Origin of the sequence: Lawsonibacter sp. JLR.KK007 (genome assembly GCF_036941135.1) — a bacterium.
Lineage (GTDB): Bacteria > Bacillota > Clostridia > Oscillospirales > Oscillospiraceae > Lawsonibacter.
The window spans coordinates 410,190-431,311 of record NZ_JAYWSY010000003.1; the positions used below are offsets into that span (position 1 = coordinate 410,190).

The following is a 21,122-nucleotide window of genomic DNA, read 5'->3' on the forward strand; positions in this document are numbered from 1 at the left end:
GTCCCGCGGTCATATCCGGCTGTCTCCGCCGCATAGGATGGAGGGAGCTTTGCGTGAGGAGGGACAGACCTTGCATATTCAGCACACGCACCCTGCCGGCGCGGCGCCGGAGGTGAGGGAGGAGGCGCTGCGCCGGCTCTACTGCAGCTGCCTGCGGGAATTACAGGGACAGGGCTGGGATGAGAACGGCCTGTGCCGCAGGCGTCCGGTGCGGCGGGCCCCCCAGGAGGAACAGCCGTAAGGAGGGGAGGGGTCTGGCTTGGACGCCATCTATGCCCGTCAGTCGGTGGACAAGGCGGACAGCCTTTCCATTCAGGGGCAGATCGACCTGTGCAGCCGTAAGGCCGGGGAGGACGTGCAGGTGTATCAGGACCGGGGGTTTTCGGGAAAAAATACCAACCGCCCCGCATTTCAGCGGATGATGGAGGATGTGGAAAAGGGCCTCATTCAGAAGATCGTCGTATACCGGCTGGACCGCCTGTCCCGTTCCATTGCCGATTTTGGCAGGCTCTGGGATATTCTGGAGCGGCACGGGGTGGAATTCATCTCCATCAACGAGACCTTTGACACCTCCACCCCCATGGGGCGGGCGATGCTGAACATCATCATGGTGTTCGCGCAGCTGGAGCGGGAGACGACCGCCGAGCGGGTGCGGGACAACTATTACCAGCGGGCGAAGCTGGGCTCCTGGCCGGGCGGGCCCGCCCCCTACGGGTTCTCCATCGGCCGCCTTCCCGGTGCGGACGGACGGTTGGCGCCCGCCCTGATCCCAAACGAACATATGGCCGCCGTGGAGGAGATCTTTTCCGCCTACCTTGGCCCGGACGCCTCGCTGGGCAGCGTGGCCCGAGGTCTGAATGCCAGGGGGGTCCCCGCCCCCAAGCGGACCACCTGGGACAATGTGGCCCTCTCCCGCATTTTGCACAGTCCCCTGTATGTGATGGCGGACGAGGACGTCTACCTCTATTATAAAGCGAAGGGGCTGCGCTTTGCCAATCCGCTGGAAGCCTTCGACGGCCTCCACGCCGGGATGATCACCGGCAGGCGGGACCGCAGTGCCGGAAAGTATCAGGATCTGCAAGACCAGCAGTTTGCGCTGGCCAGCCATTTTGGAGTGATCCCCTCGGGGCTGTGGCTGGACTGCCAGTACAAGCTGGAGCGCAGCCGCAAGCTGGGCTTTGCGGGACGGGGCAGGCACACCTGGCTGTCCGGACTGATGAAGTGCGCCAAGTGCGGCTACAGCATCAAGGTCAACCGGGACAAGGAAAAATACTACCTGCTCTGCAGCGGCCGCTCCAACCTGGGGCTGTGCGACAGCACGAACCGGGTGGACCTGCGGGAGCTGGAATCGGCGGTGGCAGCGGAGCTGGAGCGGCTGCTGCGCGAGTGTCCTGGGACAGATGAGGCGGGGCAGACCGGGCAGGAGTCCGCCCATGAGCTGACCGCCATCGACCGGAAGATCGGCCGGCTGATCGACGCGCTGGCGGAGAGCAGCGACCTGTCCATGGGGTACATCAACCGCGCCATCCAGGAGCTGGAGCGGCAGCGCCAGGAGCTCCTGGACCGGCAGGCAAAGGGGCGGGCCAGAACGCTGGAACGGAAGCGCCTGCGCTTTGAGCCGCTGAGCTTTGAGGAGAAAAAGCTGGTGGCGGCGCAGTTTATCCAGGAGATCCGGCTGGAGCAGGACACTGCGGCTGTCATTTGGAACGTATAAGACGCGGGATGAGGCGTTTTGCCTCGTCCCGCGTCCTTTGTTATGGCTCCCCTGTGGGGGAACCGGCGTCTGTGCCAACAAGTCCCGACAGAGGGATGAAGGAGGGGATGCGCTGCTGCGCCGTCTTTTTCCAGGCGGTCAAGGCTTGAAGCGGTTTGGGAACCATCCACATCCCACTGGATGGGCTCCATGCCAATGGAGCGCACCGCGTTGATAGAGCTGTCGTCATAATCGCCGTAGGGCAGGCGGACCAGGGTGGGCCGGACGCCGGTGACCTGTTCGATCTTGTCATTGCAGGCGTTCAGGTCGGCCACCACCTCATCGGCGGAGAGCTGAGGGTAGTGGGCGTGGGTGTTGGAGTGGTTCATCACCTCGTGGCCCGCGTCGGAGAGGGCCTTCACCGATTCGGGGTACTTATCCACCCACTCGCCCACCACGAAAAAGGTGGCGGGGACGTTGTACTGCCCCAGAATATCGATGAGCTGCTGGGTGTCCTCGTTGCCCCAGGGTAATGTTATTTTGCGGACGTTGGAATGAGTAAGAGATATAGGCTCCTTGCGCTACCTTTTGAATTGTGGTATGATAAATTTAAAGTACTTCAGAAAGTAGAGTGAACTGCAAATGACGCCAGATCAGGATTATGAACTCTTTGAGTTCGCCTCGAACGATTTTCTGGATGATGAGCTGATAAACAAAGGGCTATGTATTGCACGGGATGTCATAAGCGCTTTATTGAAATCACTGCGCCAATCTCCTATAAAAGTATGCGTTTATGGGTATGTGGATTTAGAAATCAATGCAATGGTGATAAAAAGCAAGGAAGTTTACAAAATTACGATATCAACTGGCGCATTAACACAATTCTTTTGTTGGTATAAAATGTGGTTTCAAGCCCCAGCTATGAAAGAGCTGTTTCAGAGCGAAAAAGATGATGCGGATACACTGGTTGAAAAATTGTATAAGTTTTCTATAGAGTATATTGCCGCGCATGAGCTTTTCCATGCTCTGAACGGACATTGTGATATTCCCAAGAATGAAGAACATTTTGTATCAGAAAAGCTGGATATAAGTAGCGAAGAGCAACACCTTTTTAACCAAATACTTGAGTTTGATGCTGATCGAGCAGCCGTAAGAAGCTGTATATACCTGTTGTTAAGAGGAAATAGCACATATGCTGATTTATTCAGAGAAGTGGGCCTACTTTCCTTTGCACTGTATAATGTTTTTCTGGTATTCCAAAATGAATCAAAAATCGGTTTTGATAATTACATAAAACACGTATTCTATTTCAAAGATCATCCATATGACGGTATCCGATTTTCATATTCTTTTGCCTTTATAGTGGATGCTTTGCTACAAATTTCTCTACAGCAGGTAGTTATTGATTATTTTATATTCCCAACCACCGAGAGATTTATTACATTTGAAAAACGGGTGCTTGGGGTACCTGAGGTCAAAAATTGTCTCTTCTCGGCTTCATTTACATACCGAGGTGCCCAACATATTATGAATTTAAATAATGCATGGAACGATGTCGCTGAAAGGCTAAGACCTTATGCGCATATTCCTTTAGCAACGGGTGAACATATTCCCGCAATGCGAATATTTCTTGATGATTCTGGTAAATTTTATAACGCATCAGAAGGCAATACGCAAACTGATGATTCCATTGAGTAAACTAATTCGCAATTTCCTGAAGCGTAAATTTTCAGTTCACAGTTATTACTTCTGCAATTCGTATCGTTACATGGTGATTATTATGGTTGTTAGATGCAGAATGCCGCATACAGCGGCACCGACTTTTGCCCATCCTCCATGCCAAAATTCTTTCCAGACAGCTTGATGGCATACTCCGGCCGGAACATCTTCCTGTAGGTGTTCAGACTTTTAGCTTGGGTATGTTCAGCCGCCTTGACCTCAATGGGGATAATAGCTCCATCCAGCTGAACCAGAAAATCCACCTCATAACCGTGATCACCCGTCCAGTAGTAACAGCTGTGTCCACTTGAAACCAACTGGTTGCAGACATAATTCTCCGCCATGCCGCCCTTGAAGTCATCCAGGTCGTGGGTGGAATACAGAATATCCTCCGGAACGATTTCCTTCTTCGCACACAGTAGCCCCACATCAGACACATAGGTCTTGAAAGCATCGATATCTCGGAAATTCTCCAGCGGTTTCTTGGCCTGTTCCACTCGATGCACCCTTGTCACAATGCCAGAGAGGACAAGCCACTCAATGGCATTCTCAAACTCGGAGGCCCGCCCGCCCTTTTTCACCAGCTTGTACTGGAATCGGGTGTTTTTCTTGGAGAGCTGCACCGTAATATTGTCGTAGACCAGCCGGGTCTTTTTGATCTCGTTCTCCTTGTTGTATTTGCTCATGTCGTTGAGATATGCTGCCAAAATTGTCTCCTGGATGTGCCGCACCAGAATATAGTCGTGGGTCTCCACAAACTTGCTGACACAGTCGGGCATACCTCCCACCACCTGGTACTGGCGGTAATAATTCATTGCGGCCTCGTGAAGAGCGGTGGGCATGGGGGTGTCGTGGGCAAAGCAGTCCTTGATCTGTTCCACCAGGCCAGCTTCCCCGCAGGCCAAGAGAAATTCCTCCATATCCATAGGGTAGAGGGTTTTCATATCCACCTTTCCCACCGGGAAAGAGAACCGTTTCCGGTTGACCGCCACCCCCAGCAGACTGCCGCAGGCAATTACATGGTAGTCCGGGGCCTGTTCACAGAAGTATTTCAGGGCGGTCAGCGCCCGTTCGTACAACTGCACCTCGTCGAAGATCACCAACGTCTTTTCCCGGATGATGGTCTGTCCGGCGATTCGGGAGAGAAGGGGAACCAGGTAGCCAGGCTCGATGTTTTCCTCGAAGGTCTTTATCAAGCTGGGATTGGTTTCAAAGTTAAAATAAGCCACATTTTCATAGTGTTTTTTGCCAAATTCCAGCAAAATATAGGTCTTTCCTACTTGTCTTGCTCCTTGTAGGATCAGTGGCTTACGATAGGGACTGTTCTTCCATTCCAGAAGATATTTTGTTACCTTACGTTCCATATAGAACCCCCTGCGTAAATTTTAATATTAGTATAACCGATTTTAGCGCAAAAATCAATTGTATTTTCGCGTTATCCAGCAAAACCGGGTCAAGACAGCTAATTAACCATCTTGACCCGGCTCATCTAGGATACCCAGTTCGTCAGAAAACAGATATGTCATTTCGATATGCCCGTCCTCAAAGACCAAAATCTCCTTCACGGTCTCGGCCATTGTAGTGCGATCCAGTTCGGTAAGTTTTCCGTGTTCCAGGAGTGAAATCATCCAGGGGCGGTTGAAAATATTTTCCGGCTGCTCCTGCTTCAGTTGAGCCAGTTGGGCAGACAGTGCTTCTTCCTGACGGGTGTAGTCTTCCTTGTAGCGCAAGTATTCGGACTGAGTAAGCAATCCGGATCGAAAATCCTCATAGGCGCTCTTTTTTAGATGATAGATTCGCTCCAGATTGCCCCGGATGTGTTCCTGCTCCGCTTGCAGACTGCGGAGCTTTTTCTTGGGGATGGCCTCCTCCGCAAGAGCTTTTAAGTCACCCACCGCTTGAATGATTTTGTTCAGGTCATCCAGGACAATATGCTCCAGCTCCTGCTGGGAGATGCCGTGGCGAGTGCAGACGGTAGAGCCGTAACGTTTGTAAGACCCACAGCAGTAGTAGATACCGCCGGGATGATTGGTCTTGCTCATAGCCCGTCCACAGTCACCGCAGCGGAGAAACCCGGCAAAGGGACTGACATTCTGCTCAAAGGATGGAGCGCGGGTGTCCTTTGCTAAAAGTACTTGTACTCTGTCCCACTGCTGACGGGAAATAATGGGCTCATGAGTTCCCTCCACAACAGTCCACTGGCTTCGATCCAACTGCTTTGCCCTGCCGTGCATGATTTGCCGGGGAGCGCGACCCTGCTCCATATTGCCGATGTACATCTGATTTTTCAGCATCCGGTGGATGGTAGCGTAGGTCCAGTAGGTAGTTTTCCCCAGCTTTTGGCCATTGTGGTAGCGTTCCCCGTTCAGCTTCTTGTACTCGCTGGGACAGGGAACCCCCTCCTCGTTGAGCAGCTTGGCGATCCTGATCTTTCCATTACCCTGTTCATACAGATCAAAAATGCGCTGGACCACAGTGGCAGCACATGGGTCGATCAACAGTTTGTTGTGGTCCTCCGGATCCTTCCGGTAGCCGTAGGAAGCAAAGGCTCCGATAAAGGCTCCCTGTTTCTGCTTGGCCTGCATAGCGCTTTTTACCTTGTTGGAGATGTCCCGGGCATACTGCTCGTTGAACACGTTTTTGAAGGGGAGCAACATGTCATAGGGGCCGTTTTCGCTGTCGATATGGTCGTTGACCGCCAGGAAACGGACCCCATGCTCGGGAAACCAGCGCTCCAGATAGCGGCCTGAGTTGATGTAGTCCCGGCCAAACCGGGAGAGGTCTTTGACGATCACACAGTTGATCTTCCCGGCCTCGATATCGGCAATCATCCTTTGAAAATCCGGTCGCTGGAAGTTTGTGCCAGTAAAGCCGTCATCGCTATATTGGCTGATCACCTGCAAATCAGGCTGCCGGGCGGCGAAATCCTCTAACAGTGCTCGTTGGTTGGCGATGCTGTCACTCTCAGGCTTGTCCCCGTCCTCCCGGGACAGGCGGGTATATAAGGCGGCCCGCCAGATGGCCTGAGATGGGCTTGAAATCGGTATGTTCCGCTTTGTCCGGGCCATAAGGCGGGCCCTCCTTTCCTTAGCATATGTACATGGACTTATGTACCGCAGTGGGCCCGGAGCAAGTCACGCACCAGGTCTTTGATTCCTCGATGTGAAGAAAACTGACGCTCAATACGATAGTACCGGCGCTGCTCTTGGATGGGCTGGCGGCTAATGGCATGTACGTTTGTGCTTTGCATAATCTATTCCCCCTTCTGTACTATTCTTATTTGGATTCGGGATACTTTATGTCAGGCTGAACCATCCCACAGTCAAACTCCAAATCAGGCCGGATTTTGTTGTAAACTGTGTTTTTGCCTGAACCGGTGACTTGGATATGGGTTTTGAAATAATTTTGCACCTCTGGGTGCTTTTTTGCTTCTTTGAACTGTTCAAGAGATATGCCAGTTGCTTTCCGAATTTGTGTGGGCGTGAGGTTGGTTTTGCCATCCCATCCGGCGAGGAATTTCAGCAGCTGACTGGCGTGAGTGGGCTTGCCCATATACGTCCGACCTATTGTTGCGGCAGTTCGGCAACTTTCCGGAAGTTCGGTATGCTCCCGAATCTGACAATCGATGAAGTAATTTTTTAAATGTTGAACAACACCATTAGGCGGCTGCAAAATCCACAAATCAATAGGCTGGGCCTCGCCATGATTTCGTAGTGCGCTTCGGAATACCAGCTGCACGATATCTCGGGCCAGAGTGATATCTTGCACGTCCATAATGCAAGGAAAGCTGTCTAACCGGCATTTGCCTTCCTCCACCTCCAAAACAGTGTTGATTTTATCCCGGCATGTCCCATCAGAATCCAGGGCAAGTGTGCGGCTGATGTAGTCCCGGGGCTCGAAGCGGTTCAGCCCGGCGCAGATAACACAGGTACTCTCCCGGTATAGATTGGAGCCGTTCAGTCCTCCAAAGTAGGGCAGCAGTGGCTGGGGTTGCCCATCGCTTCCAATGTAGGGGATTAGAAGATCATGGAAGTCGTGTAGAGAGTTCCAGAAAGCTTCGGCATAGCTCTTGTAGGTCACAAGCAAGATTTTCTTGTGATCCTTAGCAATTTGCGGTAGAATATAATGAAACCATGCAACAAGGGCAGCCTGATTTTGCTTCTTAGACAACCCCGACTTGGAGCTGTTGAACGAGTCTCCTCGCTGGATGTTGATTTGCAGGCGGTCAAAGAATTCCAGATTTTGATCCGGAAAGCACTTGATGTCCGGATTTTGGGATAACTCCGGTGAGAGCGACGCTGTGCCGCTGAACAGAAATGTAGCGGGTTGGCCCTCACCACAGATCTTTCGGAGCCTGGGGAAGAATAGTGAGAAGTCCTGGCCAACTGCGAAGTAGGCGCTATCGGCACTCTTGAGAATGCCTGCCAGCTGAATGGACGGATGATCTGTCGTCCCCAAGTATTTCACAAACAAAGAGGTCAGATGTTCCAGCCGTTCGGTTGTAAACCCGGCCTCTTCCAATTCCTTGTGTGAAACCAAACCATACATCCCGCGACATTTGCGTACTGTTTTGGAGAGCTGAAAGTATGGGGTGCGCATAACGGTGCTCCACTCATATAGTACAGCGGCTTTCTCCTTCCAGAACTGTGGTTGATAGCTGGGTTTGAATCGAGCGAGCTCAGATTCGATATTGTTTATCACGTCAAGATTCAGCGCGTTGTCCTCGATCATAGGTGGCAACTCGTCCACAAGAAGGAGTGTCCGGCTGTGTAGGCCAGAGGAATCTTCCCACGTCAGGAACGGCGACATATCTTCCATATACCACTGATATCGGGCATGGAGCATGATCAGAATCGGTGTATCGTGGATTTGGCTGGCGGACTGTACCAGGGGACAGTCCGCATAGTCGGGGCAGCTGCGGCCCAGACACTCCTGATAGGAGGTAGCAGTGCCATTTAGGCACTTGCCTTGGGCCAGATTATAGTCGTTGGGGGCGGAGATGGCCCTGGCGACAGGAGATCGGTCTCCGGGTCCGTTGCACAGTTCCTCTAATTCCTCCGCTTCAGCGGTCTTCTCCACCACAACAATCACGCCGCCGATAGTTTGCGCAATAGGAGTGTTTTCCAAAAATTCGCCGGAGAATATCATCAGCAGAGCGCGGATTAGTGTGGACTTGCCCAGACCCGGCTGGAACGGAATTGCGGTAGCAGTGCCAGGAACCGCTTGGAGAACAGCTTCCACCGCTTTAGCAAGCAGTTCCCGCTGGCCAGTTAAATATGTTAGACCACGTTTCGAAAAGTAATCGTCCAGCTTTTCCATGACATGGGGATACAGCAGCATGGGATCAGATTGGTCACGGGGATTCAAATTTTTAAATCCCCGTGTGTCCTCCCGAACTTCTGGAGCTGCCCGAGCATCCGAATTACCGGAAACAAGCCCGTGTCTCACAGCGGTTTCACCCCATCAGAACCATTCATGGCAGCTTCGGGAGCATTCGGAATGGCCATATGGCTGTTAGGGCCGCCGAACAGTGTCCCGAAGACAGTCTGAACGCTCTCCGGAAGCTGAGAAACTGGAAGGGCCATACAGCTGATCATGCCCCCACCAGAAGTTTTCTTATCTTTCCCGTAGAAGGGGTAGCGCCATGTTGCCGGGTTTCCGCTTTCATGCTTGAATGGGATGCCAGCTTCCAGAAGGCTGCGTTGTACCGCTGCCTCGCTTTTTGTTGTTGATAGATCGAAGCCGGAGATATGTTGCCCGGGCAGCCATTTTGAGTAGGCCTCCAGCAGAATAGTACGGGGGATAATGATGTAGTCAACTCCGTCCAATGGCCGAATCAACCCCATTGTTCCCTGGTATCCTTGACGGCCTTGTAGGATTTGACCCTGGTAGGTTGGAAAGAAATATTCCAAAAGAAAGCGGTAGAAGGTTTGGAAATCGTTGTAAGTATATTGCGTGTTTTGTTCTTTCTCCTCCTGTGGTGCGGATTCCGGCAGGACCAGCCGCCAGTAGTGGAGCAGGATTTCAACAGCTTGTTCTTCGGTGATCCATTCCGTTTCGTCTGAGGCGAAACGAAGATATTGCTCAAGCAGTGAGAGTGCAGCACACATGAGTATCGTTTGGAGGTCTGACTTTGGCTGGCTGAACTGTCCGTTTTTCTTGAATGGCTGAAAGCGAGTCATATTGCGTTTCCATTCGCGCAGTTCTTTTTTGCTGTTACAAAACCATTGCAAGAAGATCATGATCCCCAGATAGCAGGCTTGGGACAATTTTTTTAGTTCTTCCAACTTTTCCAGATTGCAGGAGCCAAGTTGGTCAGCATCTAATGCAAGGGTGCTTCGGTTATCCTCAGCTTTTCCGCCTTTGAATAAAATCGGCAAGGACAGCGGAGACATAGAAGTAATTTGTTTGCTCACAGACGGCGGAAGTCCGGGCAAGAGCACGAAAGCAGAATTGACATATGGAAAGCAGAATTTTCTGGATTTTCCGCAGTATATGTCAGGAATTTTTCCACCGATATAATCGATGACAGATATAGACGGCTTAGTTTCACACATAGAAAGACGGGGGCGTATAATCCACGGACGTAGTAGCTTCCATCCATCACCGCACCATTTTGAGGGGCCCTGGATAGCACTAAGCAGAACACTTAGGACAGGGGTTAATTTTTCCGGCGATGTATTTAAGAGAACTGCTGGTAGTGGTGGCAATATACCAACTATTAGGTGAGCCACATGGCTAAGCAGAATCAGCAGCAGAAGAATAGCCATTGTTCCAGGCTGTTCTGTATAATCCGGGGCACGAAACAGCTGTGTTATCGCTTCGGCGAAAGGCTGTTTCTTCAGAACCTTCTTTTTGAGCGGATTATGCTTGACTTCGAGTTCACGTTCAGGCTTTTTAGTCTGTTCTGATTTCTGAGCCTTTCCGCCAGACATTGCGGATGGAATCAACTGTTTGTTGATCTTGACCATGTCTGCGGTGAGTTCGGTATGCGGTTGTTCGATTGTAACAATGTACAGTTCGGGTGATTTCTTATTGCTGCTCATGATCATAAACTCCTTTCCGAATTTTCCCCGAGTAGTTCGGAGACTATGGGAAAGTATACATAAACTCCCGAACTCTGGAAATGGAATCCAAGATCAGATTTTTTTCGATTTTGGGCTGGTTTGAGATGTTGATTTATTATGCGGAAGGAGGAAGTTGTTTGTCAGCGGAAAAGAGAGATTCCGTAGTCGGCATAAGTCGGAATCTGACTGATGCACTGATGGCACAGATTGACTCAGGTGTCATCATACCGACAGAGGAGTCGGCACTTCAATGGAACTCCATGCTCGATTATGCTCCCAATAGAAATGACATATCAGATATGCGGGAAGATGTATGGATTGGGATTGGAGAATTTCAGAAGCTGGCCGAGCGTTTTAAGATGCCAACGCACAATGCGGTTGCGTTTTTTGAAACGGCAATAGAAAAGGAAAAGGAACTTCGAGCATCCAGTGCGAAAAGAGATGCGTTCAGATCGCTGATCCATCTTGCGTTATCTGGCAGGGGATTCGTATTTGGAACCGCTTTTGATGGAGAACGACCCTTGTCTGTTCGTCCGTGTGATTCATTGGAGTCGTTCAATATCCCAGCAGAGAGTAGCGAGAAGTTTCGTCAAATTGCATGGAGAAACAACGCTTTATTGAGCGGCGCAGTTTATTTTCAGCAGGATTACGCCTGCTGTCAGCGAATCATAGATGAGTTGAAAAAACAGAGCGAAATTACATCCGGTTGGCTTGGTATTGATAAGGCAATCAAGAACGACGCTGTAGTATTGTCAGAAAAGAATATTCGGGATTTTTTTGAGATTTATCGTGAATACTGCATAGAACAGACTGGAGCGGGTGAAAACAGAGCGACTTGCGAAATAGCTGAGGGACAAAAGGTGCTACAAGATCTGAGATATATTGAAGAAACAATAATGTTATTGATTTCTTTGGATCAGCTGATTCACCGACTCGAAGCGGTTTTAGAAATACCAGCAGATAATTTGCGTTTAAGTGAGAAAATCCAATGGCTTGACGACTTTTACGAGTGGCTAAGGAATGCGGATCAGGATAAATTAAACCATGTAACGGGAATCGAGTTGGGAGTTACTCCGTTGCTTGGACTGAATGATTTTATAATTGCAGCAAAATCAGGTGCCCCCCCAAAAGGCTTGGAAAAACAGCTGCCTATCTTGGACAGGAAAGTGGCGAGTAAATCTTTGCGTCGATCAGAGAGACAGGCATTGTATGAATACCAAAAGCATCCTTTTTATCAGTGTTTTCGCGGAATACAATCTGAATTATCAAAAGTGTGGGTTGCTGAAGTTGCCCCCTTCTATCTGATGCACTGGTTTATTAACAAGTTGAACCCCAAGGGGCCGTTTTTGAAAAAGAGTTATAAATTTACAAATGTGCATATACAAATAGCAGATTCTGTTAAAGCACCGGAGGATTGGCGTTTGTTCTTTTTCCAACATTGTCATTTGCATTTTTTTGACAAATTGTGCGACTGGTATGAGACTGCAAGGAGCGAAAACCCAACTCTTGCTCCTTGCAACCAAAAATTGTGTAATGCGCTCTATGCAAGATGCAGAAATCAGCTTGTCAAGCAGGAGTGGTTGGTGGTCGGAAGTGAGCATATGCCACCGGACAGTAACGATACTGGAAGTGAGCTTATACCAGACATCAGCGATAGTGAGATTCCCATCTTTATGCTGTATCAACAGCTTGATGGGATGTTTGATTGCTTTCATATTCCTGTGTATGCGAAGTCCATGTGTCGTACAGATAATTTGTTTTACTTCTTTTACGAAAAGCAGGACCTGCGCGTGGTAAAGATTAAGCGTAAAATACGTGAGATATTGAGGCGCGAAAAGCACGCCTTGGTAAAGCGATATAAAGAAATTGCGTTTCTGAACCCAGACGGGATTGGACATGGCATTATGCCGTTGGAGTGGCATCAAAGACTGGCAGAGTATTTAGAATCAGTAATCAAAAGCGACTCAGATGTTAAGAAATATGCCATGGGAGATATTGACCCGTATTATCCTGGAAGCCGAATCCGTTTATCTGCAATAAACAAAGGGATACGGTATGAGGAAAACAGAGACAAAATTTTTCCGGAAGATGTACAGCCATATTTGGCTATCGTGGAGTGGTACATGCAAAAGGCGTGCGGCGATATGATTGCCGCTGATTTGCAGCCCCGAGTTTTAGGCATGTGCAAGCGATTGTTTTTGGAGAGCGGATGAACCATTTTTTCAGGGGGGCTTTTCTATAAGAGATAGAACCAGTCCCCCCTTGGGGAAGACAAACCATACGAGGACAAGCGACACCCATCGTCCAAGCGTAATGCGTAGCAATGGAGCTTGGACGAGTATGGTTTTCTTACACAAGGGAGGCTGGTGATTTCCTGACTGGTATATTCCCTTCAGTTATGTCCTCTGTTGCAAATCAATTCTATTGTTAGCTGATAACAGCCCTGGCACGGCAGTAGAAGTTGTCCATGCAGCTTACGGCGGCAGCTCTTGGTATCTTCAAGAACCGTGCCGCCTCATGCAGCGCGAAGCCGTCTATCAAAAGCTGAATAATCCTGCTCTCTCTTGGCGTGGCCACCTTTGCTACTTGTTCCAAAAGGGCCTTGCGCTCAGTCTGTTGCTCAACGTCCTGCTTTGGGTCAGAGATGGCGCTGTGGTAATCTGGGGTATCCAGACTTACAGTGTAGCCGTAGCGTTTGGCTCGGGAGTTGTACTCTCTGTCTCGGAGAATAGAATCTTTCATAGCCCGGAACGCCATCGCCTTGAACTCCACCCCGACGGGCGGATCGCGGAAATACTGCTGTACAGCAGAGAGATAGCCGAAGATCACAATGTCATAGTAATCATCCATCGGGAGACGCTTGCGGCGGAGATAGTCAATGACCAGATCATGGTTCTGCTCCGCAAATTCCCGTTCCTCTTGGGTCATAGGCCGCAAAGCTCTCATACTTGCTCAACTCCTTTCAGTGATAGGGCATAACAAGAGGGAACCCCCTGTGGCACAAGGGATTCCCTCAAAGATAGGTTTGCTTAATCAACCTCCAGCGGCAGACAGACGATATGGCCATCCATGCCCCAAAACATTTCAGGGGTGTAGAACCGTTCCCGATACCGCTCGATCTGCTCCGGGGTCAGGCCGGTAAAGTGGTCGCTATCCGGCGGAACACCGCACAGGAAGAACGTACCGCACACGATATCGTACATTTGACCGTTCTTATCCCGCAGGCCACGGTTTGCCGGCAGATTCATAAACTTTCCTTCTTCGTTGCAGACCAGCACGACAGAATCGTCAAGATCGTCAAGATGGACGGCCTGGATATAGCCGCCCACAATCTCCTGCATGGCCGACAGGGAATCATCGATTTCTTTCACTTCCGGTCTGCACTCAGGCTCAACGACTAAAACACGCATTTCAACTCGCCTCCGCCAGCTCCGGCACCAGTTGGGCGGCGTTCACGATTTCCATGAACTGCTGACCGAATGCCTTTGCCTGGACCGCTTCCTCCGGGCTGAGCGTGTTGACCGTCTGGAAGTTGAACAGGGCGTAGGGCTTGCCCTGCTTGCTGGTGGCCTTCTCCAAAGTGATCTTCGTGACCACGCTGGAAAGCGGCGTCAGGGTACTCAGAAGCCGGGTGGAGTATTTCAGAAAACGGCCTTTGCTGGTCACAGGGACACGCACCAGCAGCGGAATGACGCTGTTGGGCCGCAACAGGAACAACAGCACCGATTCCTTGCAAGCCTTGGCGTTGCTTTCTCCGTCCTTGGAACCGAAGTCATTATAGGGACAGAGAGCGCAGGACTTTCCATCGTGGGAGATGATGCTGTTCTGGCTCATGCAGATAGGAGGCGTACCCTCCACCGGATCAGGGGTATCCCAATAGGCCCTCGGCGTGGTGTAGTCCAGAACGATGCCCACCAACTCTTTCTCCGCCTCATTTCCCGCCAGACCCGGCACCTCAAAGACGGTAGAGCCGCCGGAGGGCGACTTCACAATGTCGAACAGGTCGAGGGTCAACGGCTGGCTCTTCAAGTTGGCCCGGATAATGTCCAGAGCGTTGTTTTTCAGGGCCAGATAGGAGGAATCCACCGGGGTCAAAGAGGTTTCCGGCGCAGAGGTAACGGTGATGTTCTGATTTTCCGTGGGTTGCTGCAACTCCTGTACCTTGCCGCTCATGCGGCCTTTGAGTTTCGTGTTATCCATGATGAACCTCCCAAATTTAACTCGCCACCTTGATCGTAAAGCGGCGGTAGGATGACTTGTTAGCGTATTTCTTATAAAGAGTAGGATGCTCGGCCTTCAAGGTCTTGCTGTCAAGCCGCTCCTGGGACACGCTTTTCCAGGTCACGACACGACCCCCGGCAGTTCCTACCTCGTTATCGCCCATCATCTCCTTCAGCAGATTTTCGGCCTTCTGCTTTTTCTCGGTGACGATCTCCAACTGCGCACAGGCTTCATCGTACTCTGAGAGCAGAGCGGTAGCAGTATCCGGCAGGGTAATATGAGATTTGGGCGTACTGCTGGGGAATCGCTCAGACAGGAACCTGGCTGAGGCAGCGGAGCCATCCAGCGGCGGGGGTGTGCAGTCCTGCACATGGTTCCAGAAAGCGGTTTCCAGCTCAACGAGCATGGAGATCAATTCCTCGTCACGCTCCACAAACCGCCATTTGAAGGTGTTGCCGCCGATCAGGACGGCGATGTAGGCCCCCTTGTATCCTGTCACAGCCATATAATGGGCCAACTGGAGTGCGTACTCGTCCGGGATGGTGTCCTCCCACTCGCCAGCCTTGTAAGCGGAGGCTGTCTTGGCCTCGAAGATACACGTCCCAACTTCCGGGACTTCACAGGTTCCGTCCAAATTCGCCAGCATGAAGGGATGTTCCTCGCTCTGGAGCAGTTCGCTCCTGTGATCGACCCAAATCCCGGTACGCGTGGTAAACTCAGCCCGGACAAATGGCTCCAGCTGAGTTCCCCAATAGGCAGCCTCCCCAGCTTCCTGGTGCGGGAGCTGGCCCGTCTTATCCAGCCACAGCTCCACGGGGGACTTATATCGGTTGATGCCGCAGACCACGGATGCGTCCGAACCACCGATACCCTGCTTCCGGTACTCCAACCATTCTTCATAGGGCATATTCTCGGTGGATACCAATACTTTTGCGGGCATATAATAACCCTCACTTTCACTGAAATAGAATAAGGAGCACACAGCCATGTAGCCATGCGCTCCCTATTTGCCATAGAACATCACGCCGCCGTCAGTGCCAGCTTGTACGCCTTGTCAATCATAGGATTGCCCTCGACAGTCCGCAGGAACAGGTTTTCATCATAATTCTTCGTCCTGCGGATGGGGTTAGCGTGGGTGGCAAAGTCACTGACAGCGTTGACGAAACGATAGCCGTTCTTACCCACGTTGGAGAGGTCGGGAGCATCCCAGTACCGTCGCTTCATGTCCTCCAGCAGACGCAGATTGTTCTTGCGCTGCACATCGGGCATATCCAGGGTGACGGGGAAGAACTCGGCCATGAACTCCATGACCTTCTTGTCGGTCAGCTTGATCTTGGACAGAGTGTCAATGCTCCGGCCCAGCTCGCCCATGTACTTCTCGGCCAGTCCCAGGGTCTCCTCGGCTTCATGGACACGGAGCATGACATTTTCGGTGTGCTTGGTGGTCCAGATGCGCTTGGCGGTGTCTAGAGCCAGATTGAGGGTATTGGCGCAGACTACCCGGATGGGGGTCATGGCGACCTTAATACCGCTACTGCCGTCGTGGGAGTTCATCACCACCAGATAGGGGGCGATCTCGTCCCCGGCGATGATGTAGCGGTGGGGCATACGGGCCAGCATCCAGACCTTGCGGCCACCCTGCAAGGCCCCGGCAGTCTCATAGGTCACGCCGGCGCCCAGCAGATCGTCGGTGAACTGGAAAGCGTCCTCATTCTGCACCACCTTGTAGCGGTCGGAGACGATACCCAGGGCGGCGTTGTCGGTGCTGCGGAGATTCACCTTGTAGCCGGGGATCAGGGAGCCGTTCTCGGTGTAGACATCCTTCTGGATGACCTCCCAATCCAGGCCGGCATAGATCAGGGCATCAGCAGAGGTGGGGGCCTCCTCAACTCTTGTACCCAGGCCATGCCAAGGCTTTTGACGGACATAGAACATGGTTTCAATGTTAGCGGACATTACAAATCCCTCCCAAAAGTAAAATGAGGCCCCGGGGAATTACCCCGAGGCCTTCATGGTTATAGTATGTATTTGTAAGATGGACGGAATCAAATGGGCACGGCTATAGGACGGTTCTTTTATGGAAGTTTTTCTTCTTCACTGAGAAGGGTTCTGATATGCTGTACCTCAGGAAAATTGCCAGATTTTACAGCTTCCCCTAGCTTTTTTATCAATTCTGAACGTTTAGTCGCTGTCAAGGCATCGTCAGATTGTTTTTGCATAGATTCGGATCTGATTGTATCCAACACACATTCTTTTGCAGCATTGATTTGTGCTCTGGCTGTTTGTCCAGCAAGTTGAATATTTTCGATTGCTGAGACAGCCTGTTCAATAAGTTGTTCCTGTTCTCTTTTTCGTTCTGAACTATTTTGTGGTCCTGCACTTCCCATAATAAGTCACCAATCCTTTAGTGTTTGCAACAGCATCTGTGCTGTGGATGTAATTTCAGGTGTAAGTGTGTTAGCGTTTGGCACCAAAAGGTCCTTTATAATTGCTATGAGTTCCATCTTTTGCTCGTGCTTCTGGCGATCGTTTGCCATTCCTCGTTGTATCTCACCGCTGATTTGAGCAATCCTAACTTCTTTCTCAGCTAAAATTGCCGCTCGTTGAGTTTGACCAATTTCACGGTTCCTTGCAATTTCAACGCCGGCACTTAGTGCTTGTTTCAGTGCGTCCATTGCAACCGAAACGCCAATCGTTGTAGGGTCGTTTGGAATTGGAATCGGAACACTTGGTTTATTATCAATCTTTGATCCATCCATAATTTTTTACCTCAATACCACATCGATTTTAAATCCCGAAGTAAATCATTGTATTTTTTGTCCGTATTCGCACCAATTTCCTGTACACAAAGCACAGAGATTTCTTGCAGTAATTTTGCACTTTTTGTAAGAATTTCATTGCTCTTCATGCGATATGCAGCTTGAATCATATTCAAGATTTCTAATTCTTCCGTTTGTGCATCTGCAATATTGAGAACGGTTCGCCTAAGGGAATCAATATCGTTAATAAGGGAGCGAACATCAGCCCGATATTCCTTTGCCTGTTGCAGATATTCTTCGGCAGCTTCCATTCGGGCAGCTGTACCAAACACTCCGAAAAAAGTTCCCACATCAAATGACGCGCTGACATAAGGTGTATCTGATGGAAAGATCAACTCCACAGGCTGTGCTGGGAGCTTCACCAAAGTTGATGATATAGTTAGACCCAGCTGCTGATATACCTGCTCTCTTTTTTTAGCTACTGTCTCCGCATTTTTTGATGTTTTGTTCCAAGATGACCTAAGCCTGTCCTTAGCCTTATAGAAACTCTCGTTTACAGAACTAATGATCTGGTCCGCCTCGTTGCGAATGTCGAATGAAGTGCGTATCGTTTTGTCAGGGCTGCCGTTTACTTTATTCTTCACATCCTGAGCAATTGTTTCATTGATGTCAGTAGCGCATTCTACAGCAGCCTTTCCGATTTCAACCGGGAGCATGATAATATCTTTTCCAATATCAGCAAAGTCCGCCAAAATATCAAAGAGTCCCATCTTATCACCTCATAAAATAGATATATTCTCGTTCAAATTTGGACAGTTATTTCGGGAATCCGGCACCTCCTCCTTTACTCCTTCAAATCCGTCTCAATCCCACTGATGTCGATCACCTCTTTATGTTTCAGTTCCAGGATTTTCTGGGGTTTGGGCGGATTACCTCCCGCCGCTTTCCATCCGGCCACAAAAGCAATCCGCACCATAGCGAACAGTGCGTTTTCTGCTTGGTCATACTCCCGCCGATCCAAAAAATCACCGAACGCTTTTTCAAAATCAACTTTCGCCATAACACCCGTCCATTCTCTATAAAGATGATTATATCATACTTATAAGTATTATTTCAACATTAAATATTTGCCGCAACTTCGGCGTTCCTGTTTAGCTGCCATCCAAACAACCGGCATCTGGCAAATATTTCAACTGCTGTCCCCGCAAATAGAGGCTGGTCAGCCAATGTAGGTCATTTTTGCGAAGATTTTCCGCGAATTGCTGGAGCTCACTGTCTGGTGGAACTTGTACAGCTGTGCGGGAAGTAGTCTTGCGGGACAGGCGGTACAGCTCCTCCGTTGCCGCATCGTGGAACAGAGCAAGCTTTGCTTCCTGTTCATGCGCCAGCAAAATTCCCCGGAGCGGTTCATCCTCACTCAAACTGACGTGAAAAATCAGGCTAACCAGAGTCGGATTGCACAGTTGCTCAGCAGCCATATCCAACCGATCCTCTTTCACACTGAAAAATAGCGGCTTTTTCACCGTTTTACCCTGAATTTGACAGGAATCGCACAGTAACTCTAATTCGTATTCCTCAATGCCGCAGAAGCGGCTCCCGTAGAGGAAATATCCACCCTGGGGCGTTAGTAGAACTGCCTTTTTGCCGTTTCTGTCCGGGTTACGCTCATATCGCTCCAATGCCAATACAATGGGGTCTTTGATATCTTTTGGCACAATGTTCACCTCCTTTTCCGCATTTTATCTCAGGAGTGCCTATATGGGAATACAGGTTGATTCTAAAATAAAAATATTATTTTTGAAGTAACTTCTGTGGCTTTTAAACAAGAAATGTGATATTCTGAGCATAACATGATTTTTGAGGTGACCGTCATGCTGTGTCTGGATAAAAACGACCTGTTGGACAATATGATTTTGCAGGAATTGAGCGGACGGCCAGTACCTTTTGATATCTGGCTTGATGCGATGGACGAACTGGCCGGAGAACCGGACTGTGAGCAGCTTTTGGAAGAAAAAGGCCTTAGCCGGGAGGATGTGCTGCGGAGCGCGGAGGCCTATAAAACGGGCTTCCGCCGCCGTCTGTCGGACAGGGACCTTCCGGTCTATGACCGCTTTGCGTTGTGCCGCTTGCTCAGTGAACAGGCGCAGTCCGAACCTTCTGAGGAATTGCTGCGCATCTACTGTGGGATACTCTGTGATCCCGGTCTCCTGCTGGATCATGAACCGGAGATTACCGACGCTGAGGATCGAACCGACTATGAGGAGCAAATCATTTGGCAGTACTTTGACCTTTTGACGGAACAAAATAAGCTGCTGCATACGATAAAGCAGCGCAAAGAATTGGCCGGAAGGTTTGAGAAAATAACAAAAGAAAACCGCAGTCCCAAACCTGTGGACTGCGATACCGGACGGAGTTATGAGATTTTACAGTGCTTTTTGGGCCTGTTCGATATGCCTCAAAAAGGCAACGAAAGCATCCTGCTGGACAATCTGTCCCACTATATACAGGTCGCCGGGGCGTCCCCTGCGCTCAAATCGATAGAACCGCTTTTCCTGTTCCGCCTGCTCACCCGCCGCCAGAGTTATATGTGTTCTCAGCCAGGCTTCGAGGCCAAGCTGCCGCCGCTCTGGAGGCGAGATAACAATAAAGTTGATGAAAACAACGGTCGGAACTTCAAGCAATACCGGCTCAATTTACATCTGTTTTGTCGGCTATGTCATATCTACCGCAAGGATGAAGCGGTTGATTTTCCTCTCTGCTGGTATGGGCTGGAGCAAGTCACTGTCCTCAAAGCTTTTTACTGGGATCATATTGCTACCGATTGGCGTTATGCGGACAGTGAAGATGATTTTCCGTTTATACCGACGATAGAAGAGTTGGTAGAAGATTTCCTGTTTTCTTGTTTTGAAAACGGCTACGGCGATAATGTGCTGTTTATGGACAGCGGATTGACTTACAGAGAATTAGAGCGTTTTCAATGCTCCTCAAATCCGGCAATCAGCCATACTTTGGAAAAACTTTCGGACTATATGAACTGCCATGCGGCTGAATTGGCGGAGCGGTTTTTGCAGGCCGACTTGCCGCAGGTCAAAGTGCTATGCCGGGATATTCTGGAACAGGCCGGTATTGAGGGGATATATCAACCAAAATCTGCCCATAATCTTGCCCTGTTTCTCGCGTCCATCAATGGAGGGCTAATGGATATACAGGACTACTTCGCCGGACAGTACTTGATTCAGGCGGGACACGCGCTGTCCGCTACGGTTTAGGGAATGTCAAAACAGCCTGAATCATGTCTGACAGCTTGTCCAACTGTTCGGTGGAGAGATCACGCACCAGCAGCTGGAGCCGCTGAATAGCGGCCTCCCTGTCTTGATCTGCTGCATCAGAACTCTCCGCGAACAGCTCCTCAAATGTAACGCCTAATGCCCTGACCAGCTTGTCCAGGGTTGTAATCGTAGGACTTTTCAGTCCCCGTTCCAGATGGCCAAGAAACGCCGGATTGATACCCGCTTGCAGCGCAAGCTGCTCTTGGCTCAGTCCCCGCAGATGCCGGAAGTACCGTACCCGGGCTCCTACATCCATCCGCTCCATACCTTCACCGCCTTTTGTATATAGCATACCCAGTCTTTTGGTATTCTACAAACGGTTAAAAGTATGGAA

General features: G+C 50.2%; 20 protein-coding genes and 1 pseudogene. 5 read left to right on the forward strand and 16 right to left on the reverse strand.

Annotated features, from left to right (window positions below):
* Positions 1-70 precede the first annotated feature (70 nt).
* A complete protein-coding gene (locus tag VV088_RS20225) occupies positions 71-241 on the forward strand; it encodes a hypothetical protein (protein ID WP_334602455.1) in 171 nt (56 codons plus the stop codon).
* Between the two features lie 18 nt (positions 242-259).
* Complete coding sequence (locus tag VV088_RS20230) at positions 260-1,714, forward strand: recombinase family protein (protein WP_334602456.1); 1,455 nt, start codon at positions 260-262, stop codon at positions 1,712-1,714.
* 242 nt (positions 1,715-1,956) lie between these two features.
* Here VV088_RS20230 and VV088_RS20235 read toward each other — a convergent pair.
* A pseudogene (locus VV088_RS20235) lies at positions 1,957-2,262 on the reverse strand (polysaccharide deacetylase family protein); the annotation flags it as partial.
* A 73-nt stretch (positions 2,263-2,335) separates the two neighbouring features.
* Between VV088_RS20235 and VV088_RS20240 the strand changes: the two are divergent.
* Positions 2,336-3,391 (forward strand): hypothetical protein, encoded by a 1,056-nt coding sequence (locus VV088_RS20240; RefSeq protein WP_334602457.1) that lies wholly within the window; start codon positions 2,336-2,338, stop codon positions 3,389-3,391.
* An 89-nt stretch (positions 3,392-3,480) separates the two neighbouring features.
* On the opposite strand, the gene VV088_RS20245 is transcribed toward VV088_RS20240, so the two are convergent.
* From VV088_RS20245 to VV088_RS20260, 4 genes are all read right to left on the reverse strand, one after another.
* Positions 3,481-4,776, reverse strand: coding sequence for an ATP-binding protein (locus VV088_RS20245; RefSeq protein ID WP_334602458.1), 1,296 nt, complete (start codon positions 4,774-4,776; stop codon positions 3,481-3,483).
* A gap of 102 nt (positions 4,777-4,878) precedes the next feature.
* Positions 4,879-6,480 carry a recombinase family protein gene (locus VV088_RS20250; RefSeq protein WP_334602459.1) on the reverse strand — a complete coding sequence of 534 codons (1,602 nt, stop codon included), beginning with the start codon at positions 6,478-6,480 and terminating at the stop codon, positions 4,879-4,881.
* Positions 6,481-6,688: 208 nt separating this feature from the next.
* Complete coding sequence (locus tag VV088_RS20255; RefSeq protein WP_334602460.1) at positions 6,689-8,779, reverse strand: hypothetical protein; 2,091 nt, start codon at positions 8,777-8,779, stop codon at positions 6,689-6,691.
* A 77-nt stretch (positions 8,780-8,856) separates the two neighbouring features.
* On the reverse strand, positions 8,857-10,458 hold the full coding sequence (locus VV088_RS20260) for a hypothetical protein (protein ID WP_334602461.1): 1,602 nt from the start codon (positions 10,456-10,458) through the stop codon (positions 8,857-8,859).
* Positions 10,459-10,616: 158 nt separating this feature from the next.
* Here VV088_RS20260 and VV088_RS20265 point away from each other — a divergent pair, with 158 nt between their 5' ends.
* Positions 10,617-12,692, forward strand: coding sequence for a hypothetical protein (locus VV088_RS20265; RefSeq protein ID WP_334602462.1), 2,076 nt, complete (start codon positions 10,617-10,619; stop codon positions 12,690-12,692).
* A 214-nt stretch (positions 12,693-12,906) separates the two neighbouring features.
* Here the strand turns inward: VV088_RS20265 and VV088_RS20270 are convergent, their stop codons facing one another.
* From VV088_RS20270 to VV088_RS20315, 10 genes are all read right to left on the reverse strand, one after another.
* On the reverse strand, positions 12,907-13,425 hold the full coding sequence (locus VV088_RS20270) for a hypothetical protein (protein WP_334602463.1): 519 nt from the start codon (positions 13,423-13,425) through the stop codon (positions 12,907-12,909).
* 83 nt (positions 13,426-13,508) lie between these two features.
* The gene (locus VV088_RS20275) at positions 13,509-13,889 is read right to left on the reverse strand and encodes a DUF3846 domain-containing protein (protein WP_334602464.1); all 381 of its coding nucleotides are present in this window, start codon (positions 13,887-13,889) and stop codon (positions 13,509-13,511) included.
* 1 nt (position 13,890) lies between these two features.
* Positions 13,891-14,679 carry a hypothetical protein gene (locus VV088_RS20280; RefSeq protein WP_334602465.1) on the reverse strand — a complete coding sequence of 263 codons (789 nt, stop codon included), beginning with the start codon at positions 14,677-14,679 and terminating at the stop codon, positions 13,891-13,893.
* Positions 14,680-14,695: 16 nt separating this feature from the next.
* Positions 14,696-15,640 carry a YqaJ viral recombinase family nuclease gene (locus VV088_RS20285; RefSeq protein WP_334602466.1) on the reverse strand — a complete coding sequence of 315 codons (945 nt, stop codon included), beginning with the start codon at positions 15,638-15,640 and terminating at the stop codon, positions 14,696-14,698.
* Between the two features lie 80 nt (positions 15,641-15,720).
* Complete coding sequence (locus tag VV088_RS20290; RefSeq protein ID WP_334602467.1) at positions 15,721-16,656, reverse strand: DUF932 domain-containing protein; 936 nt, start codon at positions 16,654-16,656, stop codon at positions 15,721-15,723.
* A 119-nt stretch (positions 16,657-16,775) separates the two neighbouring features.
* Positions 16,776-17,087, reverse strand: coding sequence for a hypothetical protein (locus tag VV088_RS20295; RefSeq protein ID WP_334602468.1), 312 nt, complete (start codon positions 17,085-17,087; stop codon positions 16,776-16,778).
* A 6-nt stretch (positions 17,088-17,093) separates the two neighbouring features.
* Positions 17,094-17,459: a hypothetical protein gene (locus VV088_RS20300; RefSeq protein ID WP_334602469.1), complete on the reverse strand. Its 366-nt coding sequence runs from the start codon at positions 17,457-17,459 to the stop codon at positions 17,094-17,096.
* Between the two features lie 11 nt (positions 17,460-17,470).
* A complete protein-coding gene (locus VV088_RS20305; protein WP_334602470.1) occupies positions 17,471-18,229 on the reverse strand; it encodes a hypothetical protein in 759 nt (252 codons plus the stop codon).
* Positions 18,230-18,303: 74 nt separating this feature from the next.
* Entirely contained in the window at positions 18,304-18,519 is a 216-nt protein-coding gene (locus VV088_RS20310) for a hypothetical protein (RefSeq protein WP_334602471.1), read from the reverse strand.
* Positions 18,520-18,610: 91 nt separating this feature from the next.
* Complete coding sequence (locus VV088_RS20315) at positions 18,611-19,174, reverse strand: hypothetical protein (protein WP_334602472.1); 564 nt, start codon at positions 19,172-19,174, stop codon at positions 18,611-18,613.
* A 135-nt stretch (positions 19,175-19,309) separates the two neighbouring features.
* On the opposite strand from VV088_RS20315, the gene VV088_RS20320 reads away from it, so the two are divergent.
* The gene (locus tag VV088_RS20320) at positions 19,310-20,728 is read left to right on the forward strand and encodes a hypothetical protein (protein WP_334602473.1); all 1,419 of its coding nucleotides are present in this window, start codon (positions 19,310-19,312) and stop codon (positions 20,726-20,728) included.
* Here the strand turns inward: VV088_RS20320 and VV088_RS20325 are convergent.
* Positions 20,718-21,053, reverse strand: coding sequence for a helix-turn-helix domain-containing protein (locus VV088_RS20325; protein ID WP_334602474.1), 336 nt, complete (start codon positions 21,051-21,053; stop codon positions 20,718-20,720). The genes VV088_RS20320 and VV088_RS20325 overlap by 11 nt on opposite strands.
* Between the last annotated feature and the right edge of the window lie 69 nt (positions 21,054-21,122).

Coding starts and splice junctions, on each gene's coding strand:
- VV088_RS20290 (WP_334602467.1), bottom strand. CDS start 16,656: ATGTCCGCTAACATTGAAACCATGTTCTATGTCCGTCAAAAGCCTTGG.
- VV088_RS20280 (WP_334602465.1), bottom strand. CDS start 14,679: ATGGATAACACGAAACTCAAAGGCCGCATGAGCGGCAAGGTACAGGAG.
- VV088_RS20245 (WP_334602458.1), bottom strand. CDS start 4,776: ATGGAACGTAAGGTAACAAAATATCTTCTGGAATGGAAGAACAGTCCC.
- VV088_RS20305 (WP_334602470.1), bottom strand. CDS start 18,229: ATGGGACTCTTTGATATTTTGGCGGACTTTGCTGATATTGGAAAAGAT.
- VV088_RS20300 (WP_334602469.1), bottom strand. CDS start 17,459: ATGGATGGATCAAAGATTGATAATAAACCAAGTGTTCCGATTCCAATT.
- VV088_RS20325 (WP_334602474.1), bottom strand. CDS start 21,053: ATGGAGCGGATGGATGTAGGAGCCCGGGTACGGTACTTCCGGCATCTG.
- VV088_RS20320 (WP_334602473.1), top strand. CDS start 19,310: ATGATTTTTGAGGTGACCGTCATGCTGTGTCTGGATAAAAACGACCTG.
- VV088_RS20250 (WP_334602459.1), bottom strand. CDS start 6,480: ATGGCCCGGACAAAGCGGAACATACCGATTTCAAGCCCATCTCAGGCC.
- VV088_RS20275 (WP_334602464.1), bottom strand. CDS start 13,889: ATGCGTGTTTTAGTCGTTGAGCCTGAGTGCAGACCGGAAGTGAAAGAA.
- VV088_RS20295 (WP_334602468.1), bottom strand. CDS start 17,087: ATGGGAAGTGCAGGACCACAAAATAGTTCAGAACGAAAAAGAGAACAG.
- VV088_RS20240 (WP_334602457.1), top strand. CDS start 2,336: ATGACGCCAGATCAGGATTATGAACTCTTTGAGTTCGCCTCGAACGAT.
- VV088_RS20285 (WP_334602466.1), bottom strand. CDS start 15,640: ATGCCCGCAAAAGTATTGGTATCCACCGAGAATATGCCCTATGAAGAA.
- VV088_RS20310 (WP_334602471.1), bottom strand. CDS start 18,519: ATGGCGAAAGTTGATTTTGAAAAAGCGTTCGGTGATTTTTTGGATCGG.
- VV088_RS20260 (WP_334602461.1), bottom strand. CDS start 10,458: ATGAGCAGCAATAAGAAATCACCCGAACTGTACATTGTTACAATCGAA.
- VV088_RS20270 (WP_334602463.1), bottom strand. CDS start 13,425: ATGAGAGCTTTGCGGCCTATGACCCAAGAGGAACGGGAATTTGCGGAG.